Origin of the sequence: Bradyrhizobium sp. CSA207, from assembly GCF_029051685.1 — a bacterium.
Classification (GTDB): domain Bacteria; phylum Pseudomonadota; class Alphaproteobacteria; order Rhizobiales; family Xanthobacteraceae; genus Bradyrhizobium.
This window is the reverse complement of record NZ_JAACFT010000063.1, coordinates 1-23630: the sequence shown is the minus strand read 5'-3', so window position 1 is coordinate 23630 and position 23630 is coordinate 1. Positions and strand designations below refer to the sequence as shown.

24 protein-coding genes and 1 pseudogene are annotated in these 23630 nt (G+C 65.2%); 11 read left to right on the top strand and 14 right to left on the bottom strand.

All coding sequences use genetic code 11. From position 1 onward, the window contains the following. On the top strand, nt 1-248 hold a 248-nt coding region (locus GWG65_RS38525), incomplete at its 5' end, for a hypothetical protein (protein WP_275200607.1). Between the two features lie 155 nt (nt 249-403). Continuing rightward, nucleotides 404-1000, top strand: a complete 597-nt coding sequence (locus tag GWG65_RS38520; RefSeq protein ID WP_275200606.1) for a hypothetical protein — start codon at nt 404-406, stop codon at nt 998-1000. 51 nt (nt 1001-1051) lie between these two features. Here GWG65_RS38520 and GWG65_RS38515 read toward each other — a convergent pair whose 3' ends face one another. From GWG65_RS38515 to rsmI, 8 genes are all read right to left on the bottom strand, one after another. Continuing rightward, nucleotides 1052-1438: a hypothetical protein gene (locus tag GWG65_RS38515; protein ID WP_275200605.1), complete on the bottom strand. Its 387-nt coding sequence runs from the start codon at nt 1436-1438 to the stop codon at nt 1052-1054. A gap of 398 nt (nt 1439-1836) precedes the next feature. Then, a complete protein-coding gene (locus GWG65_RS38510) occupies nt 1837-3126 on the bottom strand; it encodes an AAA family ATPase (protein WP_275200603.1) in 1290 nt (429 codons plus the stop codon). Continuing rightward, nucleotides 3123-3857, bottom strand: a complete 735-nt coding sequence (locus GWG65_RS38505) for a CpaD family pilus assembly protein (protein WP_275200602.1) — start codon at nt 3855-3857, stop codon at nt 3123-3125. Before GWG65_RS38505 ends, GWG65_RS38510 begins: the two co-directional genes overlap by 4 nt. A 57-nt stretch (nt 3858-3914) precedes the next feature. Continuing rightward, entirely contained in the window at nt 3915-5432 is a 1518-nt protein-coding gene (locus GWG65_RS38500; RefSeq protein ID WP_275200601.1) for a type II and III secretion system protein family protein, read from the bottom strand. A 14-nt stretch (nt 5433-5446) separates the two neighbouring features. Beyond that, nucleotides 5447-6262 carry a Flp pilus assembly protein CpaB gene (gene cpaB / locus GWG65_RS38495; RefSeq protein ID WP_275200600.1) on the bottom strand — a complete coding sequence of 272 codons (816 nt, stop codon included), beginning with the start codon at nt 6260-6262 and terminating at the stop codon, nt 5447-5449. 392 nt (nt 6263-6654) lie between these two features. Further along, on the bottom strand, nt 6655-7599 hold the full coding sequence (gene gshB, locus GWG65_RS38490) for a glutathione synthase (RefSeq protein WP_275200599.1): 945 nt from the start codon (nt 7597-7599) through the stop codon (nt 6655-6657). A gap of 10 nt (nt 7600-7609) precedes the next feature. Further along, the gene (locus tag GWG65_RS38485) at nt 7610-8017 is read right to left on the bottom strand and encodes a YraN family protein (RefSeq protein ID WP_275200598.1); all 408 of its coding nucleotides are present in this window, start codon (nt 8015-8017) and stop codon (nt 7610-7612) included. Continuing rightward, nucleotides 8004-8954 (bottom strand): 16S rRNA (cytidine(1402)-2'-O)-methyltransferase, encoded by a 951-nt coding sequence (gene rsmI / locus GWG65_RS38480; protein ID WP_275200597.1) that lies wholly within the window; start codon nt 8952-8954, stop codon nt 8004-8006. Before rsmI ends, GWG65_RS38485 begins: the two co-directional genes overlap by 14 nt. A gap of 387 nt (nt 8955-9341) precedes the next feature. On the opposite strand from rsmI, the gene GWG65_RS38475 reads away from it, so the two are divergent. Further along, on the top strand, nt 9342-10592 hold the full coding sequence (locus GWG65_RS38475) for a penicillin-binding protein activator (protein WP_275200596.1): 1251 nt from the start codon (nt 9342-9344) through the stop codon (nt 10590-10592). A gap of 98 nt (nt 10593-10690) precedes the next feature. On the opposite strand, the gene hemW is transcribed toward GWG65_RS38475, so the two are convergent. The 3 genes from hemW to rph are packed head-to-tail and all read right to left on the bottom strand — an operon-like array spanning nt 10691 to nt 13191. Beyond that, entirely contained in the window at nt 10691-11845 is a 1155-nt protein-coding gene (hemW, locus tag GWG65_RS38470; protein ID WP_275200595.1) for a radical SAM family heme chaperone HemW, read from the bottom strand. Beyond that, a complete protein-coding gene (gene rdgB, locus GWG65_RS38465) occupies nt 11832-12467 on the bottom strand; it encodes an RdgB/HAM1 family non-canonical purine NTP pyrophosphatase (protein ID WP_275200594.1) in 636 nt (211 codons plus the stop codon). The genes hemW and rdgB overlap by 14 nt, the downstream gene beginning before the upstream one ends. Before the next feature lie 10 nt (nt 12468-12477). Beyond that, complete coding sequence (gene rph / locus GWG65_RS38460) at nt 12478-13191, bottom strand: ribonuclease PH (protein ID WP_275200593.1); 714 nt, start codon at nt 13189-13191, stop codon at nt 12478-12480. 174 nt (nt 13192-13365) lie between these two features. On the opposite strand from rph, the gene hrcA reads away from it, so the two are divergent. Beyond that, nucleotides 13366-14454: a heat-inducible transcriptional repressor HrcA gene (gene hrcA / locus GWG65_RS38455; protein ID WP_275200592.1), complete on the top strand. Its 1089-nt coding sequence runs from the start codon at nt 13366-13368 to the stop codon at nt 14452-14454. A gap of 94 nt (nt 14455-14548) precedes the next feature. Further along, on the top strand, nt 14549-15166 hold the full coding sequence (gene grpE, locus GWG65_RS38450; protein ID WP_275200591.1) for a nucleotide exchange factor GrpE: 618 nt from the start codon (nt 14549-14551) through the stop codon (nt 15164-15166). A 149-nt stretch (nt 15167-15315) separates the two neighbouring features. On the opposite strand, the gene pncA is transcribed toward grpE, so the two are convergent. Further along, nucleotides 15316-16050, bottom strand: a complete 735-nt coding sequence (pncA, locus tag GWG65_RS38445) for a bifunctional nicotinamidase/pyrazinamidase (protein WP_275200590.1) — start codon at nt 16048-16050, stop codon at nt 15316-15318. 204 nt (nt 16051-16254) lie between these two features. Further along, nucleotides 16255-17196, bottom strand: a complete 942-nt coding sequence (locus GWG65_RS38440) for a hypothetical protein (RefSeq protein WP_275200589.1) — start codon at nt 17194-17196, stop codon at nt 16255-16257. 394 nt (nt 17197-17590) lie between these two features. On the opposite strand from GWG65_RS38440, the gene dnaK reads away from it, so the two are divergent. The 6 genes from dnaK to GWG65_RS38410 all read left to right on the top strand — a co-directional run bounded on the left by dnaK (nt 17591) and on the right by GWG65_RS38410 (nt 23303). After that, entirely contained in the window at nt 17591-19492 is a 1902-nt protein-coding gene (gene dnaK, locus GWG65_RS38435) for a molecular chaperone DnaK (RefSeq protein WP_275200588.1), read from the top strand. Nucleotides 19493-19737: 245 nt separating this feature from the next. Then, nucleotides 19738-20871, top strand: a complete 1134-nt coding sequence (gene dnaJ / locus GWG65_RS38430; protein WP_275200587.1) for a molecular chaperone DnaJ — start codon at nt 19738-19740, stop codon at nt 20869-20871. Nucleotides 20872-20961: 90 nt separating this feature from the next. Further along, complete coding sequence (locus tag GWG65_RS38425; protein WP_007598495.1) at nt 20962-21561, top strand: rRNA adenine N-6-methyltransferase family protein; 600 nt, start codon at nt 20962-20964, stop codon at nt 21559-21561. A 58-nt stretch (nt 21562-21619) separates the two neighbouring features. Then, nucleotides 21620-22198: an NAD(P)H-dependent oxidoreductase gene (locus GWG65_RS38420; RefSeq protein ID WP_275200586.1), complete on the top strand. Its 579-nt coding sequence runs from the start codon at nt 21620-21622 to the stop codon at nt 22196-22198. Between the two features lie 6 nt (nt 22199-22204). Then, entirely contained in the window at nt 22205-22918 is a 714-nt protein-coding gene (gene pyrF / locus GWG65_RS38415; RefSeq protein ID WP_275200585.1) for an orotidine-5'-phosphate decarboxylase, read from the top strand. Nucleotides 22919-22997: 79 nt separating this feature from the next. Then, nucleotides 22998-23303 carry a DUF1330 domain-containing protein gene (locus GWG65_RS38410; protein ID WP_275200584.1) on the top strand — a complete coding sequence of 102 codons (306 nt, stop codon included), beginning with the start codon at nt 22998-23000 and terminating at the stop codon, nt 23301-23303. 206 nt (nt 23304-23509) lie between these two features. Here the strand turns inward: GWG65_RS38410 and GWG65_RS38405 are convergent. Then, a pseudogene (locus GWG65_RS38405) lies at nt 23510-23630 on the bottom strand (ISAs1 family transposase); the annotation flags it as partial.

The following is a 23630-nucleotide window of genomic DNA, read 5'->3' as shown; positions in this document are numbered from 1 at the left end:
GGGGTGAGGGGCGCCCCGCGGGTGGTGCCAGCGGCGGCTCCAAAGTCCACAAGCCGCATCTCGACGAGATGCACGGCCCGGAATCGCTGCCCTACCGCGAGAACCGCTCGCCGCCGTCAAAACCGTTCGGCGGCGATAGCCGGATCATCCAGCCGACGGACTCGCGGCAGTCAGGCCCGGAGTTCGGGCCCGCGCCGAAATCGACGGGCGGGATGCCGGGGCACCGGGGTGGGTGGAAGAAGAGGTAGGGCTGGCATTCGAGTAAGTCTCGCCACGTCGAAGTACTCTAAGATTTTTGCCCTAGCGGAGTGCGTCCACTTATAGTCGTGGACTGAGACAACGCGCCAAACGGCTTTGGCCTCAATGGTCTCGCTTGTGTATCTTTATTATTTTTGAGGGCCTCATGACCAACGATCCCGCCTCAGACGTGAATTCTGAGCCCATATCCTTTCACTTTTCCCCTGATGAAAGCGTGGAGTTTGAACCGCTTTATCTGGCCCTTGGAAAACTCTCCCGCTATTGGGCGGGGTTTGAATATGTCCTTAACGATTCAATCTGGGAGCTTGCGAATGTCGAGCGTTATGCGGGCACTTGCGTGACCGCGCAATTGATCGGGCCTGGTCCGCGTTTTCGATGTCTGGCCGCACTCTTTGAGCTGCGTGGCGTGAGCTCAGAACTCATCAAGGCATTTAATTCACTGTCGTCTGAAGCAGAGGGCCTAGGTAGGCAACGAAATCGATTCATCCACGATATGGTCGTGCTCAACAGCCAAGACCGCCAGCTTTATCGAGTCGAGACTACTGCCGATCGCAAACTGCGACACGACTTTATGATCGTCGATCTAAAGGCTGTGGAGAAGCTTGTTATCGAAATCGAACAGTTGACGGATCGCTTCGACGATCTTTTTGATCGTGTGTTAGCCGAGACCCCTTCTTGGTCGCGTACACAATACAGCAAATCCGATGGGATTCGTCGCGAACGCAACCAAGCCCGGGGCTGAAGTTTGGTCTCCTGGATCGCCCAGACGGGCCTCAAGCATAGCTTCTGACCCTCACCCCACGCTCGCCGTCACCACCGCCATCACCGACAGCAGCAGCACGATCGTGACGAGCTGGAGCGAGGCGACCGGCTGGGTGCGCCATGCGGTGATCTTGTCGGCGAGCGACAGATGGGCCTCGAAGAATTTTGGTTCGTAGATGGTCTTGAAGAAGCCTGGAAAACTCGGTCCGAACGCCACCGCGAGCAGCGCGTGGGCGAGCGAGGCGATTGCGACGAAGATGGCGACGCCGGGGTCGCCGACGAGGTCGTGGTTGCCGAACAGTTTTAGCAGCATTGCCGCAGTGGCGAAGGTCGGGAAGCTCTGGAGGGTCGCGGTCAGCGCAAGACCTTCGAGCGCGTTGTGCAGGCGGGACTTTCTTGCAGCGGCGATGGCGGCCATGGCACGTCTCCCTGATGACATGCGGATGAATTTAGCCGCGACGGGAGGGACGCGATGTGAGGTGGGTCACGCGCTGATTTTCCGGCGCCGCTGTTCACCTCGCCCCGCAAGCGGCAGAGCAATCGCATATGGGTGCACGATGCGGCGACATCGGCTCTGAGCTCCCTCTCCCGCTTGCGGGAGAGGGCTGGGTGGGGGTGTCTCCGCGTCGGGATTGTTGAGGATTGCGGAGGACATCCCTGCGCGGCGAGAGCCCTCACCCGCCGCGCTCTGCGAGCGCGTCGGCCTCTCCCGCAAGCGGGAGAGGCGGAGCAAGCCCGCGGACAATCCGCATGAAATCCATATGCGATAGCCCTGCCCACAAGGGGGAGGGAACCGAGAGAGCACCGCTGTTGCGTCTACGAGGCCTTGCGATGCGGGGCGGGTCCGCGTCCCGTCCTGCCCTTCAGCTTCTTCAAGAGCGGTCCGAACAGCGAGCGCTTCGGCTTCTTCACCTCGCCGCGTCCGGCGAGGCGGTTCGCCATGTTCTGGAACAGCGCAGTGATGCGGTGGCTCTTCGAGACCTCCGCGATCATCTGGCCGTTGTTGGCCGCGGCGGAGAACAGTTTCGAATCGAACGGGATCACCGCGATCGGCTGGCTTTCCATGGTCTTGACGAAGGCCTTGACCTCGATCTCCGCCCGCTTGTGCATGCCGACCTGGTTGATGCAGTAGAGCGGCGGCCGGTCGTTCGGCCGCGCCGCCTTCAGCACGCTCAGCATGTTCTTGGTGTTGCGCAAATTCGCCAGATCCGGCTCCGCCACGATCACGATGTCGTCGGCATTGACCAGCGCGCGCCGGGTCCAAGCCGACCATTGATGGGGAACGTCGAGCACGATGCACGGCGTGGTCATGCGCAGCGTGTCGAACACCGCGTCGAATGCCTCGGCGCCGAAATCGTAGACGCGGTCGAGCGTCGCGGGCGCCGCCAAGAGGCTGAGGCGCTCGGTGCATTTGGCGAGCAGGCGCTCCATCAGCGCGGTGTCCGGCCGGTCCTGCGACAGCACCGCGTTGGCGATGCCCTGCACCGGATCCTGGTTGAAGTCGAGGCTCGCGGTGCCGAAGGCGAGGTCGAGATCGATCACGACGGAATCGAGCGCGAGGTCGCGCGCGATGGTCCAGGCGACATTGTGCGCGACGGTGGAGGCACCGACGCCGCCCTTGGCGCCGACCACCGCGATGACGCGGCCGGTGATGATGGCTTCGGACGCCGAGAACAGGCTGCAGATCGAGCGCACCACGTCGATGGTCTCGACCGGCCCGACCACGTAGTCGTTGACCCCGCGGCGGACCAGCTCGCGATAGGGGGCCGTATCGTTGGGATTGCCGATCACGACCACGCGGGTGCCGGGATCGCAGACGCCGGCGAGGTCGTCGAGGCCTTCGAGGATGTCCCGGGTGCCGTCGGATTCGATGACGATCACGTTCGGCGTCGGCATCGTTTCATAGACTTCGATCGCCGCGGCGAGGCCGCCGTCCTTCGCGGTGAGATGCGCCTTGGCAAGCCGGCGGTCCTGCCCTGCCGCGGTCACCGCGGCGAGCGTCTGCTCGGTCTCGCAAAAGGCCTGCACCGAGATCCGGGGAACCGGCGCAATGTGTTCCTCGGGGTGCTGCGGATCGTCCGCTTCTTCGTCGTCGACGCTTGTCATTTGCCGGTGTCGCTGAGTTTGGCCTTGTCAGACTCGGGATAGGTGGTCGTGGTCGTTGTGCCCTTGCGGTAGCGCTCGAACGCGATGTCGCGCCGTGCCGTATAGGCTGGCGTCTCCGCGCGCGGCTGCTCGAGGTCGGCGGGATTGTCGATCATGGCCGCGAGATTGCGCTGGCTGGCGCAGCCCAGATTGAAATACGGCCGGTTCTCGTTGTAGCCGGGGTCGAGGATCGACGGTCCGACGTCTTCCGGCCACAGCCCGCAGGGACCGGCGACCGCCGCGATCTTCGAATAGCTCAGCCGGATGGTGGGCAGCAGCCCGGGATCCTCGGGACGATAGGGATGCTGGACGATGGCGCGCGCCGGCACGCCGCCGGATGCGAGCACGGAGCGGATTTCGTGATAGGTCGCCGCCGCGGCGCGCGAATTCGCGGTGTCGACGGGGACGTCGACGACCACGGAGCCGGTGCCTTCGCGCACCCAGTCCCGGGCGATGCCGGAGACGTCCGAGTGCTGCGCCGCCGAAAGGCCGCCGCGGGCCTTGCCGACGAAGATCACGATCGAGCGCTTGGCTTCCTGCACCGCGATCGGGTGGCGCTGGCGATAATCGGTCGGCACCGTCTGGGTGACGATCTCGCCGGTGGTGTTGCAGGCGCCGAGCATGACGGAGAGCCCCGTCAGCGCCAGCGCGGCGCGCAGGTTGCGACGTCGATCGGCCAAAGTCTTCGTCATCGCTTCATCCCCCTCTTGCCCCGTTGATTGCCCCGTTCCCCAAGGCCGTCGTTCGTCTCAGTCGATGATGAAGCCGAAATCGCTCTCGGCGCCGTTGATGGGATCGGCGCGGCGCGCGATGCCATAGAGGCGGTTCATGCGGCCGAGCAGCGCCGTCTGTGCATCCGAGGCCGGCGCAAACCCGTCGTCGGGCCGCGACAATTCCTTCTGGGCAACCGCGCGCACCACATAGGGCGACACGATCACCATCAGCTCGGTCTCGTTGTTGACGAAGTCCTGGCTTCGGAATAGCGCGCCGATGATCGGCACCTGATCGACGCCGGGCAGGCCGTTGATCGCCTGCTTGGTCTGCTGCTGGATCAGGCCGGCCATCGCCATCGAGCCGCCGGAGGGAATTTCCAGCGTCGTCTCGGCGCGGCGGGTCTGGATCGAGGGGATGGTGATGGAGTTGCTCGAGGTCGAGGACAGCGCCTGCGTCACCGTGATGGCGCTCTGGTTCGACAGCTCCGAGACCTCGGTCATCACCCGCAGGCTGATCCGGCCTTCACTCAGCACGACCGGCGTGAAGTTCAGCGAGATGCCGAACTTCTTGTAGGTGATCTGGGTGGTACAGACGTGGGTGGTCGGATCGCAGGCGTAGCCTCCCGGGATCGGGAATTCGCCGCCGGCGATGAAGGTCGCGGACTCGCCCGAGATCGCCGTCAGGCTCGGCTCGGCGAGCGTCCGCATCACGCCCGCGCTTTCCATCGCGCGCATCGTGGCGTTGACCGTGGCGACGCCCTTGGCGAGCCCCGTAATGCCAAGCCCATTGTTGCTGACGATCGGCCCGCCACTGACCGCGAAGGGATTGGAATTGTTGAAATTCACCACCGCAGTGCCGGCGTTCAGGCTGGCGCTGAGATCGACGCCCAGCTGCTTGACGATGTCGCGGCGCACCTCGCCGACGACGACCTTGAGCATTACCTGGTCGCGGCCGCGCACGACGATGTTGTTGACGACCTTGTCCGCGCCGCCGACGAGCTTCGCCGCGACTTCGCCGGCCTGCTGGGCCTCGACCGGGCTCGACACCGAGCCGGTCAGCATCACGCTGTCGCCGATGCCTTCGATCTGCACGCCCGGCAGCGACTGGCGCAACGCGGTTCGCATGCCGTTGAGGTCGCGCTTCACCGCGATGTCGTAGGAGGCAACCTGCTGGCCGTCGGCGGTGAAGAACACCACGTTGGTCTGGCCGACCTGGCCGCCGATGATATAGGCGCGCTGCGCCGAGCGGATCACCGCATTTGCGATCTTGGGGTCGGCCACCAGCACGTCCTTGACCTCGCGCGGCAGGTCGATGACGACCGACTTGCCGACGCCGAGCGACAGGAAACGCGTCCTCGCCGGCGCGATGCTCGCGACCGGTGCCACGCCGAGATCCGCCGCCTGCAGCGGCGCCTGGTCGCCGACCGGCGCATCCGCAGCGCCGACCCGGTCGGTCGCTGCGACCAGCCCGAGCATCAGCATGACCCCTGCCCAGAATGTGCGTGCGCCATTCCCCCGAATGCGCAGCGCCGTTCGATCGTCCCCATGTCTCATTTTGGGTGTCCCCATCACTTCTGTGACGTTAGTTGCCGCGCCTGCACGCCGTAGCGGATCACGTTGACGCCGCCGGGCCGCTTGACCGCCTGGTCTTCGGGAGCCTCGTCCGACGCCTTGGAATCGACGATGCTGCGCAATGCGAGCTGCAGCGTGCCGCCCTGGCGCGCGGCCGCGAGCACGGCGACCTGATCGGGCCTGAGCTCGAGCGTGACGGTCTTGCCGAGCACGGCCGTCTGGCCGTCCCTTTCCTTCGGCGCCTGGTCGATCGCGAGCACGCGAATATTGTTCAGGATGGCCTCCGACACGATGAGATCGTTGCCGCCGGCCGGGCCGCTGTTGCCCTCGGGATTCTTCAAGCGGCGGGTCAGGACGATGTCGACGCGGTCGTTCGGCAGGATGAAGCCGCCGGCGCCGGTCTCGGCTGAAATTTCGGTGGAGACGGCCCGCATGCCGGTCGGCAGGATTGCGGCCATGAAGCCGGAGCCCTCTGCCTTCACCAGCTTCTGCTCGCGGATCGGCTCACCCTGCATCAACGGCACGCGCGCGATCGAGCCTGCGATCTGGACCTGCGCCTCCGGCCGGCTGTCGCGGCGGATGAAAGCGCTGCTGGCGGTCGCCGCCGGCCAGACCTGCCATTGCAGGTCTTCGGCCTTCACATATTGGCCGAGCCCGATGTCGGTCTTGGCGACGAGAACCTCGACCGTCGGCAGCTTCTCGGCGACGGGTGCGGCGGGAGCCGGCTTGTTGTCATAGCCGCTCGCCAGATACGCAGCGACGCCGCCGGCGCCAAGCGCGATGACGAGAACGACAATGCGTGCGGTATTCATACGCCTCTACTCTTACGCGGGGCACACGAACCGCACCTGGCGGGTCCCCCGCATCGATGAGTAGGGAGTAAAAGTATAAGGGGTGTTGCGAGGCCGAATGTGATGGCCGCTCACGGAGGGAGTTCTGGCCGGATGGTGAATGCCGCGTTATTCGGCCGGCCGCGGCCCCGTAGATTCACGTAAGGCGACAGGCGCTCGAGGCGCGGAGCGTCATGGTGAATGGGTGGTTAGTGACGTGCGACGTCTGGAATGGCGTCGTCATGCAGAGAGATGGAAGCGACGCGCCACATCATAGGTGCGTAGCCCGGATGGAGCGTAGCGCAATCCGGGGCCGCTGGAGCAAGTTGTGAGATCCCGGATTTCGCTGCGCTCCATCCGGCTACAAGTCGGCCCTACTTCGCTCGCTTCTGCTCGATCGCGTTCCAGACCTTGGCCGCGACGTCCGGCCCGCCGAGCCGCGCGATGGCGCGGATGCCGGTGGGCGAGGTTACGTTGATCTCGGTGAGGCTGCCGTTGATGACGTCGAGGCCGACGAACAACAGGCCGCGCTCGCGCAGCGCCGGGCCGACCGTGGCGCAGATCTCGCGCTCTCGCGGGGTGAGCTCGGTTTCCTGCGCGGCGCCGCCGCGCACCATGTTGGAGCGGAGATCGTCCGCAGCCGGCACGCGGTTGACGGCGCCGGCGAACTCGCCGTCGACCAGGATGATGCGTTTGTCGCCGTGCTTCACCTCGGGGATGAACTGCTGGATCACCCAGGCCTCCTTGAAGGTGACCGAGAACATGTCGAACAGCGAGCCGAAATTCATGTCCTGCGGCATCACGCGGAACACCGCCGCGCCGCCATGGCCGTGCAGTGGCTTCATCACCACGGCACCGTGTTGCTCGCGGAAGGCGTTGATCTCGTCGAGATCGCGCGAGATCAGCGTCGGCGGCATCAGCTGCGGAAAGTTCATCACGAACAGTTTTTCCGGTGCGTTGCGTACCGACGCCGGATCGTTCACCACCAGCGTCTTCGGGTGGATGCGCTCCAGGAAATGCGTCGAGGTGATGTAGGCGAGATCGAACGGCGGATCCTGGCGCAGCAGCACCACGTCAAAGCCGTTCAGTGCCTCGCGCCGGGGCTCGCCCAGGGTGAAGTGATCACCGGGCTCGTCGCGCACGGTCAGGAGCTGGACCGGCGCGACCAATTCCTCGCCGACCATCGACAGCTTGTCGGGCGTGTAATAGGACAGGCCGTGACCGCGCTTCTGCGCCTCCAAAAGCAGCGCAAAGGTGGAATCGCCCTTGATGTTGATGCGGGCGATGGGGTCCATCTGGACGGCGACGTTCAGTTTCATGGTCTGCCTTTCAGGTCGAGGCGTCGAATGCCGCCAACAGATGGCGCGGAAGCGACCGCGGCGCAATCAGCATGGCATCGAAACGCAATTCAAATTCCGCATGCTCGGGATGCGCGGCAAGCCACCCCTGCGCAGCGTCGATGATGCGCTGCTGCTGGCGCGGCGTCACGGCGAAGGCGGCATCATCCAGCGTCGCGCGGGCTTTGACCTCGACGAAGGCGATAAGATTGCGCCGGCGCGCCACGATGTCGATCTCGCCATGCGGCGTGCGGTAGCGTTTTGCGAGGATGCGGTAGCCCTTGGCCATGAGAAAGGCAGCGGCGCGGCTCTCGGCCGAGATGCCGGTGCGGAACGCGGCGACGCGTTCGGGCGAGGCGATCTTTGGTTCCGCCGGCGTGGCGCCGTCAGTCTTCGCCATCGCCGCTCCGCAAATCCTTCGCCAGCTCGAGCGCGCGGGCATAGATCTCGCGGCGCGGCCGCCCGGATAGCTCGACCGCATGGGCCACGGCATCCTTGACGGTTTGGCTGGCAAGCTGCCCTCGCAGCAGGTCATCGAGCGCGTCCGCGGTCATCACCTCGGCGTCGGCTGCGGGCGGAGCGATCACCAGCACGAACTCGCCGCGCGTCTCCAGCGTGTCCGCCTCGCGCGCCAGCTCGTTCAGCGGCGCGCGCGAAATTTCCTCATGGAGCTTGGTCAGCTCGCGGCAGATCGCGGCTTCGCGGGTCCCCATGATCCCGGCGAGCTCGGCAAGCGTGTCCTGCACGCGGTTGCCGGACTCGAACATCACCAGCGTCGCATCGATGCGGGCAAGCTCGGCAAGACGCGTCCGGCGCGCGGCCGATTTTGACGGTAGAAAGCCTTCGAAGAAGAAGCGGTCGGTCGGCAGCGCCGCAACCGACAGCGCCGCCAGCACCGAGGACGGGCCCGGCAGCGCGTAGACGGCATGGCCGGCCGCGCAGACCTCACGCACCAGCTTGTAGCCGGGATCGGAGATCAGCGGCGTGCCGGCGTCCGACACCAGCGCGACCGAGCCGCCTTGCGCAAGCCACTCCAGGATTTTCGGACGCGCGGCCTCGGCATTGTGCTCGTGATAGGGCTTGAGCTGCGCTGAGATGTCGTAGCGCTCGGTGAGGCGCCGCGTGATGCGGGTGTCCTCGCAGGCGATGATGTCGACGCCGGCGAGCGTCTGCAGCGCGCGCAGCGTGATGTCGCCGAGATTGCCGATGGGGGTGGCGACCAGATGCAGTCCCGGCGCAGCCTTGGGCGCCGCCAGCCGATGGGCATCGATGGAGAAACCGCGCGAGACGGCTTCCGTATTCTCAGGTGTATTTATCGGGGCCGGCTTTGCGCGCATAATGAAATGAACTTAGGCATGATCCGGAGGGCTGGGAACCGGTCCTCCGAAAAAGATCGGACCGAGGCGGGGTAGAGAGCCGGGGTACTGGCCAAGATGCCAGCCCAAGATACCAGTCTCGGGCGAGGAAGGACGGGAATGTGATCCATCCGGCATCACATTCGAGAGGGAGTGGGGTGCCGGCGCCATATTCGCGGCGGAAACGCCGCCTTGATGCTGGGTGAGTGACGGCGAACAGCTAGCCAGGACTTGAGATGCGGCCGCATTAAGCGGTCATTATCCTTTTGTTTTGGTTAACTATTTGCCGACAATATGCCTGAATCCGCGGCTTCTGTCGCGGAAGGGTTGTGTGCCGGCCGGACTCGGCCGGTCGGAAGAAGAGTTGCCATGGTGGGCCCGCGTTATCCCAGATCCCCCTCTTCGGAGGAGCCTTCCTCTCCGGGGCCCCGATTGTCGGGGGCGACCCGGCGGAGCGCGCTTGGCCTGCTGCTCGGCGCACCCCTGCTGTCGGCCTGCGCCGGCGTGCAGCAAAGCCTCAGCCAGTTCTCCAATCCCTTCAGCAGCTCCTCGCCCCCGGCCCAGCCGGCGGGGCCGCCGCAACAGGCCTCGACCGCCGGCACTGGCGGGGTGAAGGTCGCCGTGATCCTGCCGCTCTCGGCCGCGGGTAACGCCGGCCTTGCCGCGCAATCCATGCGCAACGCTGCCGAGATGGCGCTGGCCGAGTTCCAGAATCCCAACATCCAGCTGCTGATCAAGGACGACAACGGCAGCCCGCAAGGCGCACAGGCGGGCGCGCAGCAGGCGGTCGACGAAGGCGCCGAAATCATTCTGGGGCCATTGTTCGCGCAGTCGGTGCCGGCGGTGGCGCAGGTCGCGCGCACGCGCGGCATCCCGGTGATGGCGTTCTCGACCGACTCCTCCATCGCCGGCCGCGGCGTCTATCTGCTCAGCTTCCTGCCGGAGTCCGACGTCAACCGCATCGTCGAATATTCCGCCAGCGTCGGAAAACGTTCTGTCGCCGTGCTCGTGCCTGACAATGCCTATGGCAATGTGGTCGAGGCGGCGGTGAAGGCCGCGGTGCCGCGGCGTGGCGGACGCATTGTCGCGTTCGAGAAATACGGCGCCGATCGCGCCGCGCCGGCGCGGACCGTGGCGCAGCAGCTCGGCAGCGCGGACGCGCTGTTCATTGCCGATGACGGCGATGCCGTCGTTGCGGTGGCGGATGCGATGACTGCGGCGGGCGCGAATTTGCGCAACATCCAGTTGCTCGGCACCGGCCTGTGGGACAATCCGCGCGTCTATGCCAGCTCGAGCTTGCAAGGCGGCCTCTATGCCGCGCCGGATCCGGCCGGCTTCCGCGCCTTCTCCGGCCGCTACCGCACCAAATACGGCGCCGAACCGATCCGCACCGCAACGCTCGCCTATGACGCGGTTGCCCTGGTCGCTGCGCTCGCGCGCACGCAAGGCACCACGCGCTTCTCCTCTGACGTGCTTACCAATCCCTCCGGCTTTGCCGGCATCGACGGCCTGTTCCGGTTCCGCGCCGATGGCACCAACGAGCGCGGGCTGGCCGTGATGAAGGTGACCACCGGCGGCGGCGTCGCGGTCGCGGGCTCGCCGAAGAGTTTTGGGGCGTAGCCACAGCCCTGCTGTCGTCCCGGATCGGCGCTCCGCTCAGGACAACGCTACGCGTTGTCAAGAGCTGCGCTTGTCCGGGACGACGATGGAGAGAGACCTTACGCCGCCAGATCTGCGACCACCGCATCGAGCACCGGAAATCCGCTGCTGGTCACGCGCAGCCGGCCCGACGCATCCACCGTGATCGCGCCTTCCTCGCGCAGCAGCGCGATGCGTTTGGGATCGAGCGGACGGCCGGAGAGAGCGGTGTAGCGGTCGGGGTCGATGCCTTCTGCCAGCCGCAGTCCCATCAGCAAAAATTCGTCGGCGCGCTCCTCGCTGTTGAGGAGATCGTCGGTGACGAGGCCGTGGCCGTTGCTTGCGACCCGCATCAGCCAGGCTTCGGGGCGTTTCTCGGTGGCGGTCGCGTGGCGGATGCCATCGATATCGAGGCGACCATGCGCGCCCGGGCCGATGCCGGCATATTCGTCGCCGCGCCAATAGACCAGATTGTGCCGGCACTCGGCGCCGCGCCGCGCATGATTGGAAATCTCGTAGGCGGGCAGCCCGAGCTTGTCGCAGGTCTCCTGCGTGACGTCGTAGAGCGCGCGCGCGACCGCTTCGTCCGGCGTCTTCAATTTTCCGGCCTGGTGCAGGCCGAAGAACGGCGTGCCTTCCTCGATCGTCAATTGATAAAGCGACAGATGCTCGGCCGCTTCGTCGATCGCGTGCCGCAGTTCGTCGGCCCACATCGCAGGCGTCTGGTCGGGACGGGCATAGATCAGATCGAACGAATAGCGGTCGAACGAGCGGCGCGCGATCGCGACCGCATCCAGCGCCTCGCGCGCGCTATGCAAACGTCCCAGCGCTTTCAGCGAAGCGTCGTCGAGTGCCTGCACGCCGAGCGAGACGCGGTTGACGCCGGCTGCGCGATAGCCGGCAAAGCGCGTGGCTTCGACGCTGGTCGGGTTCGCCTCCAGCGTCACTTCGACGTCATTGGCGATGGGCCAATGCTTGCCGATGGCATCGAGCACCGCGCCGACGGTTGCGGGCTGCATCAGCGACGGCGTGCCGCCGCCGAGGAAGATCGACGTCACTTGGCGGCCGGGCGCGCGCTCGGCCGTCGCCGCGATCTCGCGGGCGAAGGCGCTGGCAAAGCGTGCCTCGTCGATCGCGGCGTGGCGGACATGGCTGTTGAAATCGCAATAGGGGCACTTCGATAGGCAGAAGGGCCAGTGCACGTAGACGCCGAAGGCTTCCTTAGCGCGGCTCAAGGCAGATCTCCGCCAGTTTCACGAAGGCGCGGGCGCGGTGCGACAGACCAAGACCAAGCGGCGGCAGGCCGTGCTTCTCGATGCTGGCCATCTCACCGAAGGTGCGGGTGTGGCCGTCGGGCAGGAACATCGGATCGTAACCGAAGCCGGCGGTTCCGCGCGGCGGCCAGACCAGGGTGCCATCGACGCGCGCCTCGACCTGTTCGCAATGATCGTCGGGCCAGGCGACGCAGAGTGCGGAGACGAAATGCGCCTTGCGCTTGTCGGGCGTGGTCGCACCGCGCTCCTGCAACAGGCGTTCGATACGCGTCATCGCCGCGGTGAAATCCTTGGAAGGGCCTGCCCAGCGCGCGCTGTAGATGCCGGGCGCGCCGTCGAGCGCATCGACCACGATACCGGAATCATCGGCGAAAGAGGGAAGCTTGGTCGCTTGCGCCGCCGCAATCGCCTTGATCGCGGCGTTGCTGCGGAAATCGTTGCCGGCCTCGTCCGGCTCGCCCAAGCCGAGCTCACCGGCCGACACCGCCTCGATGCCGTAAGGCGCGAGCAGCTCCTTCATCTCGGCGAGCTTGCCGGGATTGTGGGTCGCGATCACGAGTCGGCCTGTGATTCGGCGGTGCATGGCCTATTGACTACGCCACAGCCAGCTTCTGCAAGTCCACCAGACGCGCAATGCCCTTCTGGGCCAGCGCCATCAGCGCCAGGAACTCGTCCTGCGTGAACGGCTCGCGCTCCGCGGTGCCCTGCACTTCGATGATGCGGCCATCGCCGGTCATGACGAAATTGGCATCGGTCTGGGCTTCCGAATCCTCGGCATAGTCGAGATCGAGCACCGGCGTGCCGTTGTAGATGCCGCAGGAGATCGCGGCGACGTTGTCGCGCATCACGTTGGCCTTGATCATGTTTCGCGTCTTCATCCAGTTGATGCAATCGGCGAGCGCGACCCAGGCGCCGGTGATCGATGCCGTGCGCGTGCCGCCGTCGGCCTGGATCACGTCGCAATCGACCGTGATCTGGCGCTCGCCGAGCGCTTCGAGATTGACGATGGTGCGGAGCGAGCGGCCGATCAGGCGCTGGATTTCCACGGTGCGGCCGCTCTGCTTTCCGGCGGAGGCCTCGCGGCGGGTGCGTTCCAGCGTGGCGCGCGGCAGCATGCCGTATTCGGCGGTGACCCAGCCGCGGCCCTGGCCCTTCAGCCAGGGCGGCAGCCGCTCTTCCAGCGTGGCGGTGACCAGCACATGGGTGTCGCCGAACTTCACCAGGCACGAGCCTTCCGCATATTTGACCACGCCGCGCTCAAGCGTCACGGGACGCAATTCGTCGGGCGCACGGCGGCTTGGCCGCATGGGAGATCCTCCAAGACTCTCGGGAAAGGGCTATTCGCGGTGCTTGTAGGGGGGGTGAGGGTAGGCGGCAAGGGGGACGTTCTGCCTTTTCGGTCCCCAGCCAATCGCAAAACCGCGCTTGTCAGGAACCTCCCGGATAGCCAAATTACAAGCATCTGAGAGGAGTTGCCGTCTGTGGCCCATCACGATCCGATCCATCTGATCGCGCCGCGCGCAGGCCTCGCCCAGCTCAACGAGCGATCCCGCGATATCTTTCGTCAAATTGTCGAAAGTTATCTCGCAACCGGCGAGCCGGTCGGCTCGCGCAATATCTCGCGCCTGATCGCCATGCCGCTGTCGCCGGCCTCGGTTCGTAATGTCATGGCCGATCTGGAACAACTCGGCCTGATCTACGCGCCGCACACCTCCGCCGGCCGGCTCCCGACGGAACTCGGCCTGCGCTTCTTCGTCGACGCCCTGATGCAGGTCGGCGATCTCAACGACGCCGAACGCCAGGCGATCCAGAGCCAATTGACCTCGGTGGGCCATGCGCAATCGGTCGAAGCGGCGCTGGAGGAGGCGTTGACGCGGCTCTCCGGCCTGACCCGGGCCGCCGCCGTGGTGCTGACCCCGAAATCCAATGCGCGGCTGAAACACATCGAATTCGTCCGCCTGGAACCGGAAAAGGCATTGGTGATCCTGGTCGGCGAGGACGGCCAGGTCGAAAACCGCGTGCTGACGCTGCCGCCGGGAGTTCCATCCTCGGCGCTGACCGAAGCCGGCAATTTCCTCAATGCACGAATCCGGGGCCGGACCCTGGCCGAGGCGCGGCTGGAGCTCGAGACCGCGCTCGGAGAGGCGCGAACTGAGCTGGATCAGTTGACACAGAAAGTGATCTCCGCTGGCATCGCCAGCTGGTCCGGCGGCGAAAACGAAGACCGTCAGCTCATCGTCCGCGGCCATGCCAATCTGCTCGAAGATCTGCATGCGCTGGAGGATCTGGAGCGGGTGCGCCTGCTGTTCGACGACCTCGAGACCAAGCGCGGCGTCATCGACCTGCTCGGCCGTGCCGAGACCGCGGAGGGCGTGCGGATCTTCATCGGCTCGGAGAACAAGCTGTTCTCGCTGTCCGGCTCCTCCACCATCATCTCGCCCTATCGGGATGCCGAGGGCCGTATCGTTGGCGTTTTGGGCGTGATCGGGCCGACGCGGCTGAATTATGCCCGTGTGATCCCGACCGTGGACTACGCCGCCCGCATCGTCAGTCGCCTGCTGGGTGGCTGACCCGGGCCTGGCCGATCACGGGCGCTTGATTTTCGCCGTCCGAAGCACGATATCCGGGCAGGAAAACTCCCTGAGACCTTTGAGAAGAGAGCCGATGACCGATCGAGACCGGCAACCCGAAGACACGGCCGCAGCGACCGGCGAGCCCGTGGTGTCGAAGCCCTATGTGATGCCCGACGATCCCGAGCCCGGCTCGGTCGAGCTGTTGCAGAAGGAGGCCTCCGAGGCACGCGACCGCATGCTGCGGACGCTGGCCGAGATGGAGAACCTGCGCAAGCGCACCACCAAGGAAGTCGCCGACGCCCGCCTCTACGGCATCACCGGCTTTGCCCGCGACGTGCTCGACATCGCCGACAATCTCCAGCGCGCGCTGGACGCCGTTCCGGCCGAGGCACGTGCCGCTGCCGATCCCGGCCTGACCTCGCTGATCGAGGGCGTCGAGCTTACTGAGCGCTCGCTGCTCAACGCGCTGGAAAAGCACGGCGTGAAGAAGTTCGACCCCTCGGGCCAGAAGTTCGACCCGAACTTCCAGCAGGCGATGTTCGAAGTGCCTGATGCGTCGGTGCCGTCGGGCACCGTGGTGCAGGTCATGCAGGCCGGCTACACCATCGGCGAGCGCGTGCTGCGCCCGGCATTGGTCGGTGTCGCCAAGGGCGGCGTGAAGGCCGCGCCTGCTGCCAACACCAACGAGCCGAACAGCGCGGCCAATTAGCTCTCCGACCCTCATGGTGAGGAGCCGCGCCCTTGCGCGGCGTCTCGAACCATGACGGCCAAGATGTAACAGCGGGGGCCTCCATCCTTCGAGACGCGCGCGACGAAGCGCGCTCCTCACGGAGGAGGGGCTGGCAGTTTTCGCGTCGCTTACACGCTCACCGCGATATCCGCGGACTGAATCCGCTTCACCCCGGCCTTGGCCATGTCGGCCCAGGCTTTTGTCAGCGAGCCCTGGGTGTCGATGCCGCGGCAGGCGTCTTCCACCACATAGACCTCGAAGCCGGCCTTGCGCGCGTCGAGCGCGGTCCAGGCGACGCAGAAATCCGTCGCCAGCCCCGCAACGAACACGCGCTTGATCTTGCGCGCCTTCAGATAGCCGGCGAGGCCGGTCGAGGTCTTGCCGTCGGCCTCGAGGAAGGCCGAGTAGCTGTCGACGTCCTTGTGGAAGCCCTTGCGGATGACGAGCTCGGCCTGCGGGATCGAAAGGTCCTTTGACAGCGCGGCGCCGTCGGTGCCCTGCACGCAATGGTCGGGCCACAGCACCTGCTTGCCATAGGGCAGCTCGACGGTCTCGAACGGCTTCTTGCCGGCATGCACCGAGGCAAAAGAGATGTGGCCGGGGGTGTGCCAGTCCTGCGTCATGACGACGTTCGTGAACGCCTTGGCCATCTTGTTGATGACCGGCACCACCTGCTCGCCTTCCTTCACCGCGAGGCTGCCTCCGGGCAGGAAGCAGTTTTGCACGTCGATCACGATCAGCGCGGATGCATCGTCCGGCTTGATCGATGCGGCTGCAAAGAGTGCGGTTGGAGTGAGAGCCGCGAGTGCCGTCGTCCCAAGTGCCAAAACTTGCGCTGCCAAAACTTGTCGCCGATCCAGCATCGTTCGCCTCCCTCCAGGATGAACCCAACGAGGGAGGAGCCTAGTTCCGCTCGTGTGCGAACAGAAGCCCGAAAATGCAGCCGGCTACGGCGAAGCGCTGGGTGAGGGCTCTCTCCAACGAGGGGCTCTCGCTTGCGGTGAAACCCTCTCCCCGGCCCTCCACCGCAGGCGGGGGAGGGAGCGCATCTCGCTTGTCGTCGCTAGCTAGCCCTTGGGCTGGATGCCGTCGCGCACGGCGCGGAAGCGGTTGAAGGCGTTGGGCCACTGGTCGCGCGGGGCGCTGGCGACAATACGCAGCGAGGCGCCGCCGCTGCTGAAGCGGATCCACTGCACCACCGTTACCGCGGTCTTGTCCTTGCCGCTGACGCCGTCGATCCGGGTTTCAAACCCCTGTTGGCCGTTGATGCGGATCGGCTCGGACATGGTGACGCGCGATTCCCGCACGCCGGGGATCTGGAGCGCCGCCTCCTGAGCGAAGCGGGCGCGGTCCTCGGCCTGTTGCGGCGTCGCGCCGATCAGGCCGAGGATGATGAACGGTTTTGGCTCGAAGCCGGTGCTCTCGTCGCCGTCGGCCAGGATGATGCTGGTGCCCGGCGCCAGCGTGCGCACGTTCTTGAAGTCGGCCAGATCGGTGACCTTGAACGGCATCCGCGAAAGCTGCTCCTCGACCGGTACCTCCTTGCGCGTTGCGGCGCTCGCGAACATCTGCCGCACCGCTTCGTCGGTATAGATCTTGGTGGCGTTCTCCGGAATCTGGACCGCGACATAGCCGGAGAAGCCGGTGCCCTGCACGATCATCGAATAACGCTTCACCAGTGCATCGCCGGCCTTGCCGATCTCGGTGGTGAAATAGGCAAGGCCCGCGGGGGTCTCGACCTTGTCCGGCTTGACGCCGCCGGCGCCGGCCGGGTTGGCCTTGAAGGCATTGGCGACCTCGCCATAGGCGTCCGGCGGCAGCTCGGTGATCAGCACCTTGACACTGCCGTCCTCGCTCTCGAATCCCGGAAAGGTTTTGGCCGCGTTGAGGCCGATCAGCGGCACCATGCCGAGGCGCAGCCCCGGCGGAAATTCAGGGTCGGCCGCAAAAGCCGGAAGTGCCGTGGCGACGAGGAGGGCGAGCGCGGAGAGGGGGCGGATCAGCTTCATGGGCATTCTAGTTGGTTCACATTGGGGCCGTTCGATGGTCGGCCATCGGGCCGCTTTGTCGCGCGAAGCAGCCTCGACGAGGCCGTCCGGGCGCCCGCCTTTTAGCGGGTTTGGCCTTGCCGCAACAGGGCGGGCAGATCAGCCTGGCGGGTACTGGCCGAGGCCTGAACCTGTTAATATTTCCTCACCTGCAAGGGCGGTTCAGCCCGGATATGATCTTCCAAAACCCAATGTTTTCACGGCCGAAACTTGCGTTCGGTCCTTGCGGGGCCCTCCCCCCCTCCTATATGAGCGTCAACCATCGCAATATCGCGGATGTTTGATCTTAGGGGGTTTCGGTTCGGGTGCCTTCTGGGCCCAGCCAGCCTGCCGCAAAAACAAGGATATCAGGACCATGGGAAAGGTCATTGGGATCGACCTCGGCACCACGAATTCGTGCGTCGCCGTGATGGATGGCAAGAATGCCAAAGTCATCGAGAATTCCGAAGGTATGCGCACGACGCCTTCGATCGTCGCCGTCACGGACGACGGTGAGCGCCTCGTCGGCCAGCCGGCCAAGCGCCAGGCCGTCACCAATCCCGAGCGCACCTTCTTCGCAGTGAAGCGCCTCATCGGCCGCCGCTACGACGACCCGATGGTCGAGAAGGACAAGAAGCTCGTTCCGTACAAGATCGTGAAGGCTTCCAACGGCGACGCCTGGGTCGAGGCCGATGGCCAGACCTACTCGCCCTCGCAGGTCTCGGCGTTCATCTTGCAGAAGATGAAGGAGACCGCGGAAGCGCATCTCGGCCAGAAGGTCGACCAAGCCGTCATCACTGTTCCCGCCTACTTCAACGACGCCCAGCGCCAGGCGACCAAGGACGCCGGCAAGATCGCGGGCCTTGAAGTGCTGCGCATCATCAACGAGCCGACCGCGGCTGCACTCGCCTATGGTCTGGACAAGACCAAGGCCGGCACGATCGCCGTGTACGACCTCGGCGGCGGCACGTTCGATATCTCCATTCTCGAAATCGGCGACGGCGTGTTCGAGGTGAAGTCGACCAACGGCGACACCTTCCTCGGCGGCGAAGATTTCGACATGCGCCTGGTCGGCTACCTCGCCGACGAGTTCCAGAAGGAGCAGGGCATCAACCTGCGCAACGACAAGCTCGCTTTGCAGCGCCTGAAAGAGGCCGCTGAAAAGGCCAAGATCGAGCTGTCGTCGACGACGCAGACCGAGATCAACCTGCCCTTCATCACCGCGGACCAGACCGGGCCGAAGCATCTGACGATGAAGCTCACCCGCGCCAAGTTCGAAGCGTTGGTCGACGACCTCATCCAGAAGACTGTCGAGCCCTGCCGCAAGGCGCTGAAGGATGCCGGCGTCACCGCCGGTGAGATCGGCGAAGTGGTGCTGGTCGGCGGCATGTCCCGCATGCCGAAGGTCCAGGAAGTCGTGAAGCAGCTGTTCGGCAAGGAGCCGCACAAGGGCGTCAACCCGGACGAAGTCGTGGCGATCGGCGCCGCGATCCAGGCCGGCGTGCTCCAGGGCGACGTCAAGGACGTGCTGCTGCTCGACGTGACCCCGCTGTCGCTGGGCATCGAGACGCTAGGCGGCGTGTTCACCCGCATCATCGACCGCAACACCACGATCCCGACCAAGAAGAGCCAGGTGTTCTCGACCGCCGAGGACAGCCAGAACGCGGTCACCATCCGCGTCTTCCAGGGCGAGCGTGAAATGGCGGCCGACAACAAGATGCTCGGCCAGTTCGACCTGATGGGCATTCCGCCGGCCCCGCGCGGCATGCCGCAGATCGAGGTGACCTTCGACATCGACGCCAACGGCATCGTCAACGTCTCGGCGAGGGACAAGGCGACCGGCAAGGAGCAGCAGATCCGCATCCAGGCCTCCGGCGGCCTGACGGAAGCCGACATCGACAAGATGGTCAAGGAGGCCGAAGCCAACGCCGCGGCCGACAAGAAGCGCCGCGAGGCAGTCGACGCCAAGAACCATGCCGACGCGCTGGTGCACTCGACCGAAAAGGCGCTGGCCGAGCACGGTTCGAAGGTGGCTGAGACCGAGCGCCGCGCCATCGAGGATGCCGTCAGCGACCTCAAGGAAGCGCTGAAGGGCGACGACGCCGAGGCAATCAAGGCCAAGACCAACACGCTGGCCCAGGCTTCGATGAAGCTCGGCGAAGCGATGTACAAGCAGCAGGCCGAGGCCGACGCCAAAAAGGACGCGGCCAAGGACGACGTGGTCGACGCGGAGTTCACCGAAGTCGACGACGACAAGAACAACAAGAAGTCTGCATAAGCCCTCAGGGGGTGATGATGCGGACGGATTGCACCCCACACGCAGCTTCGGCCTCCCCCTTCAAGGGGGAGGCTTTCGTGTCGGGCCGGGCGGGGCACCGCGCCGTTACCATCGATCAATTTCCAGCCGTTATCCTGAACGCCGCCGTGCTGCCCTCTGCCGCAAGGCGGAGGGGCACTTATATCGTCGCGTGGCGAGGTTGTTTCGCTCCGACTTGAATCGCGATTGGATAGACCGAGTTCAACATGTCCACGTCCACCAAGCGCTGCTACTACGAGACTCTCGAAGTCGACCGCGACGCCGACGAATCCAAGCTGAAGTCGTCGTTCCGCAAGCTTGCGATGAAGTTTCACCCCGACCGCAATCCTGGGGATGACACCAGCGAAATCCGCTTCAAGGAAATCAACGAGGCCTACGAGGTTCTCAAGGACAGGGACAAGCGCGCCGCCTACGACCGCTATGGCCATGCCGCCTTCGAGCAGGGCGGTCCTGGCGGGGGCGCCGGATTCGGCGCGGGCTTTGCGTCTTCCTTTTCCGACATTTTCGAAGACCTGTTCGGCATGGCCGGACAGCGCGGCCGCGGTGGCCGCGAGCGCGGCGCCGACCTGCGCTACAACATGGAAATCACGCTCGAGGAAGCCTTCGGCGGCAAGACCGCGCAGATCGAGATTCCGGTCTCGGTCACCTGCGAGGCCTGCTCGGGCATCGGCGCCAAGGCCGGCACCAAGCCGAAGACCTGCTCGACCTGCGGCGGCGCCGGCCGTGTGCGGCAGTCACAGGGCTTCTTCACGCTGGAGCGGACCTGCCCCGGCTGCCAAGGCCGCGGCCAGATGATCGAGGACGCCTGCCCGTCCTGCTCGGGACAGGGCCGGGTCACCCGCGAGCGGACGCTGTCGGTCAACATTCCCCCGGGAGTCGAGGACGGCACCCGGATCAGGCTCGCCGGCGAAGGCGAGGCCGGTGTCCGCGGCGGTCCGCCCGGCGACCTCTACATCTTCCTGTCGCTCGCCCAGCACCAGTTCTTCCAGCGCGACGGCGCCGATTTGCATTGCCGCGTGCCGATCTCGATGGTGACGGCTGCACTTGGCGGCGAATTCGAGGTGCCGACCATCGACAAGGGCAAGGCCAAGGTCAAGGTGCCGGCCGGAACCCAGTCCAGCCGCCGCTTCCGCATCGCATCGAAGGGTATGCCGGTGCTGCGCTCGCGCCAGATGGGCGACATGTATGTCCAGGTCGTGGTCGAGACCCCGCAAAACCTCACCAAGAAGCAGCAGGAATTGCTGGCCGAGTTCGAAAAGCTCTCCTCCGGCAACACCCAGCCGGAATCCGAGGGGTTCTTCGCCAAGGTCAAGGATTTCTTCGGTAATCGGGCGAGTTGACTCGTCTTGACCGTACCGCCTCCGGCCTATACGTCTTTATGACCATTTTCTGACACGCCGCGGTGACGCGGGGTCCCGTCCGGTCCTGACATGCCATTGCCATCGTCCGCGCGTGCGTTGAAGAAGCCTCGTCTTGACGACGAAGTGCGTTTTCTCCGGTCATGGATCGAAAAGCCCCTGCATATGGGCGCCGTCATGCCGTCGGGTAAGCTCCTGGCCCGGACCATGGCGCACTACGTCGACGTCAATTCGGACGCACCGGTCGTCGAGCTCGGACCCGGCACCGGCGCCATCACCTCGGCCCTGGTCGAGCGCGGCGTCGATCAGAAGCGTCTTGTCCTGGTCGAGTACAATCCCGGCTTCTGCGCGCTGCTGCGCGACCGTTATCCGCAGGCCAAGGTGGTGCAGGGCGATGCCTATCGCCTGCGCGACACGCTCTGGAACGTGCTGAGCGCGCCGGCGTCTGCCGTGGTCTCCGGCCTGCCGCTGGTGACCAAACCGATGCTGACGCGGCTGCGGCTCATTCGCGATGCTTTCACGGCGCTGGCGCCCGGCGCGCCCTTCGTGCAGTTCACCTATGCGGTGGTGCCGCCGATCCCGAAATCGCTGCCCGGCGTGTCCACAGAAGCCTCGGAACGGATCTGGATGAACCTTCCGCCGGCCCGCGTCTGGGTGTATCGCAAGGACTAATTCCGCCGGCTTCCCTCTTTGCGCGGCGGGCTCGTTTCGCCGAACGCAATTGGATTGGATGTCCGCCCCCAAGATCCTGATCATTCCCGGCTCGCTGCGCACCGGCTCGCATAATGCGAAGCTGGCGGCGGTCGCTGCCTATGAATTCGTTCAGGCCGGCGTCGACATCACCCGGATCTCGCTCGCCGATTTTCCGCTGCCGATCTATGACGGCGATCTCCAGGCCAAATCCGGTGTGCCGAAGCACGCCATCAATCTCAAGCGCATGATCGGCGCGCATCATGGGGTGTTGATCGTCTCGCCCGAATACAATGCTTCGGTGCCGCCGCTGCTGAAGAACGCGATCGACTGGGTCAGCCGCGTGCATGAGCTGCACGAGGCGCGCGGGGAGGTGTTCCGCAACCGCGTCTTCGCGCTCGCCGGCGCTTCGCAGAGCCGGCTCGGCGCCGCCCGCGCGCTGCAAGCGTTGCGGCTGATCCTGACCTCCTGCCACGCCAATGTGATTGCCAGCCAGCTCACGCTCGCCTTTGCCGACCAGGCCTATGACGATATGGACAGGCTCAAGAACCAGGGCGATATCGACGCGCTGAAGGCCATGGTGCGGCAGTTGATCGACGTTTCTCAACGCATGATGTGAGGTGACATGACGCCAGCCGAAATCGTCCCGAAAGACCGCCTGATCGTCGGACTCGATCTGCCGAGCCTTGATGCTGCGGAGGCGATGATCGATCGGCTTGGCGACAGCGTCACGTTCTACAAAATCGGCTATCAGCTCGCTTATGCAGGCGGCCTGCCGCTGATCGGCAAGCTCGCCGACGAGGGCAAGAAGGTGTTTGCCGATCTCAAGCTGCATGACATCGGCAACACGGTGATGCGCGGCGTCGAAAGTGTCGCCAAGCTGGGCGCGACCTTTCTTACCGTGCACGCCTATCCGCAAACCATGAAGGGCGCCGTCGAAGGCCGCGGCCATGCGAGCTTGAAGATCCTCGCCGTCACGGTGCTGACCTCCTACAACGATGATGATCTGCATGCGGCCGGCTATCGGCTCGGGGTTTCCGAGCTGGTCGAGGCGCGTGCGCAGCAGGCGCAGGTGCTCGGCGTTGACGGCCTGGTCTGCTCGCCGGAGGAAGTGGGCGCGTTGCGCAAGGTCGTCGGCCATCAGATGAACCTCGTCACGCCCGGCATCCGTCCGGCGGGCGCGGCGAGCGGCGACCAGAAGCGCATCATGACACCGGGCCGTGCGATTGCGGCCGGCGCCGACTATCTCGTCGTCGGGCGACCGGTGGTGGAAGCTGCCGACCCGAAGGCTGTCGCCGAGGCCATCCAGGCCGAGATAGCGCAGGCGCTCGGAGCATGATCCGGAAAAGTGTGCAGCGGTTTTCCGATCAGATCATGCTCAAATTCAAATAAAGATCAACAACACAGGGAGAACAACCATGGCAAAAGGCTACTGGATTGGACGCGTCGACGTGAGCGATGACGAGGGCTACAAGCCCTACGCCGTCGCAAATGGTCCGATCTTCAAGAAATGGGGTGGCCGCTTCGTCGTCCGCGCCGGCAAGTTCACCACCGTCGAGGGCCAGAGCCGCACCCGCAATGTCGTGATCGAATTCCCGGACTACGAGACCGCGATCGCCTGCTACAACTCGCCGGAATACCAGGCCAACATCAAGGTGCGCCAACCGCACTCCGTCGCCGACCTCATCATCATCGAGGGCTATGACGGTCCGCAGCCGTCGTAGGCTTCGAGGCGCGATTTTCTCTCTTACCCTCCCCTGGAGGGGTCCGAGACGAGCGTAGCTCGCTCGTGGGTCGCTGGGCATGCAGCGAAGCGGAATGCGCAGCGGGGTGGGGTGATCTCTCCACGCGGGCGCTGTTGGTCGCGGAGAGACCGTCACCCCACCCCGCTCGCGCTGCGCGCGATCGACCCTCCCCCTCCAGGGCAGGGCTATCGCATGTTCAGAAGCATGTCGACGAGGAAGCTGTCGTCCCAAGCGGCCCGTTTGAGCTTGCCCCGCAAAGAGGTTTTTGTGTCGGGATGAGCGCGAGCAATATTGAGGGCAAGTCGG

Bases quoted from the DNA above. Each gene is read 5' to 3' on its own strand.
- GWG65_RS38520 (WP_275200606.1), top strand. From the start codon at position 404: ATGACCAACGATCCCGCCTCAGACGTGAATTCTGAGCCCATATCCTTT.
- GWG65_RS38515 (WP_275200605.1), bottom strand. From the start codon at position 1,438: ATGGCCGCCATCGCCGCTGCAAGAAAGTCCCGCCTGCACAACGCGCTC.
- GWG65_RS38510 (WP_275200603.1), bottom strand. From the start codon at position 3,126: ATGACAAGCGTCGACGACGAAGAAGCGGACGATCCGCAGCACCCCGAG.
- GWG65_RS38505 (WP_275200602.1), bottom strand. From the start codon at position 3,857: ATGACGAAGACTTTGGCCGATCGACGTCGCAACCTGCGCGCCGCGCTG.
- GWG65_RS38500 (WP_275200601.1), bottom strand. From the start codon at position 5,432: ATGAGACATGGGGACGATCGAACGGCGCTGCGCATTCGGGGGAATGGC.
- cpaB (WP_275200600.1), bottom strand. From the start codon at position 6,262: ATGAATACCGCACGCATTGTCGTTCTCGTCATCGCGCTTGGCGCCGGC.
- gshB (WP_275200599.1), bottom strand. From the start codon at position 7,599: ATGAAACTGAACGTCGCCGTCCAGATGGACCCCATCGCCCGCATCAAC.
- GWG65_RS38485 (WP_275200598.1), bottom strand. From the start codon at position 8,017: ATGGCGAAGACTGACGGCGCCACGCCGGCGGAACCAAAGATCGCCTCG.
- rsmI (WP_275200597.1), bottom strand. From the start codon at position 8,954: ATGCGCGCAAAGCCGGCCCCGATAAATACACCTGAGAATACGGAAGCC.
- GWG65_RS38475 (WP_275200596.1), top strand. From the start codon at position 9,342: ATGGTGGGCCCGCGTTATCCCAGATCCCCCTCTTCGGAGGAGCCTTCC.
- rdgB (WP_275200594.1), bottom strand. From the start codon at position 12,467: ATGCACCGCCGAATCACAGGCCGACTCGTGATCGCGACCCACAATCCC.
- rph (WP_275200593.1), bottom strand. From the start codon at position 13,191: ATGCGGCCAAGCCGCCGTGCGCCCGACGAATTGCGTCCCGTGACGCTT.
- grpE (WP_275200591.1), top strand. From the start codon at position 14,549: ATGACCGATCGAGACCGGCAACCCGAAGACACGGCCGCAGCGACCGGC.
- pncA (WP_275200590.1), bottom strand. From the start codon at position 16,050: ATGCTGGATCGGCGACAAGTTTTGGCAGCGCAAGTTTTGGCACTTGGG.
- GWG65_RS38440 (WP_275200589.1), bottom strand. From the start codon at position 17,196: ATGAAGCTGATCCGCCCCCTCTCCGCGCTCGCCCTCCTCGTCGCCACG.
- dnaK (WP_275200588.1), top strand. From the start codon at position 17,591: ATGGGAAAGGTCATTGGGATCGACCTCGGCACCACGAATTCGTGCGTC.
- dnaJ (WP_275200587.1), top strand. From the start codon at position 19,738: ATGTCCACGTCCACCAAGCGCTGCTACTACGAGACTCTCGAAGTCGAC.
- GWG65_RS38425 (WP_007598495.1), top strand. From the start codon at position 20,962: ATGCCATTGCCATCGTCCGCGCGTGCGTTGAAGAAGCCTCGTCTTGAC.
- GWG65_RS38420 (WP_275200586.1), top strand. From the start codon at position 21,620: ATGTCCGCCCCCAAGATCCTGATCATTCCCGGCTCGCTGCGCACCGGC.
- pyrF (WP_275200585.1), top strand. From the start codon at position 22,205: ATGACGCCAGCCGAAATCGTCCCGAAAGACCGCCTGATCGTCGGACTC.
- GWG65_RS38410 (WP_275200584.1), top strand. From the start codon at position 22,998: ATGGCAAAAGGCTACTGGATTGGACGCGTCGACGTGAGCGATGACGAG.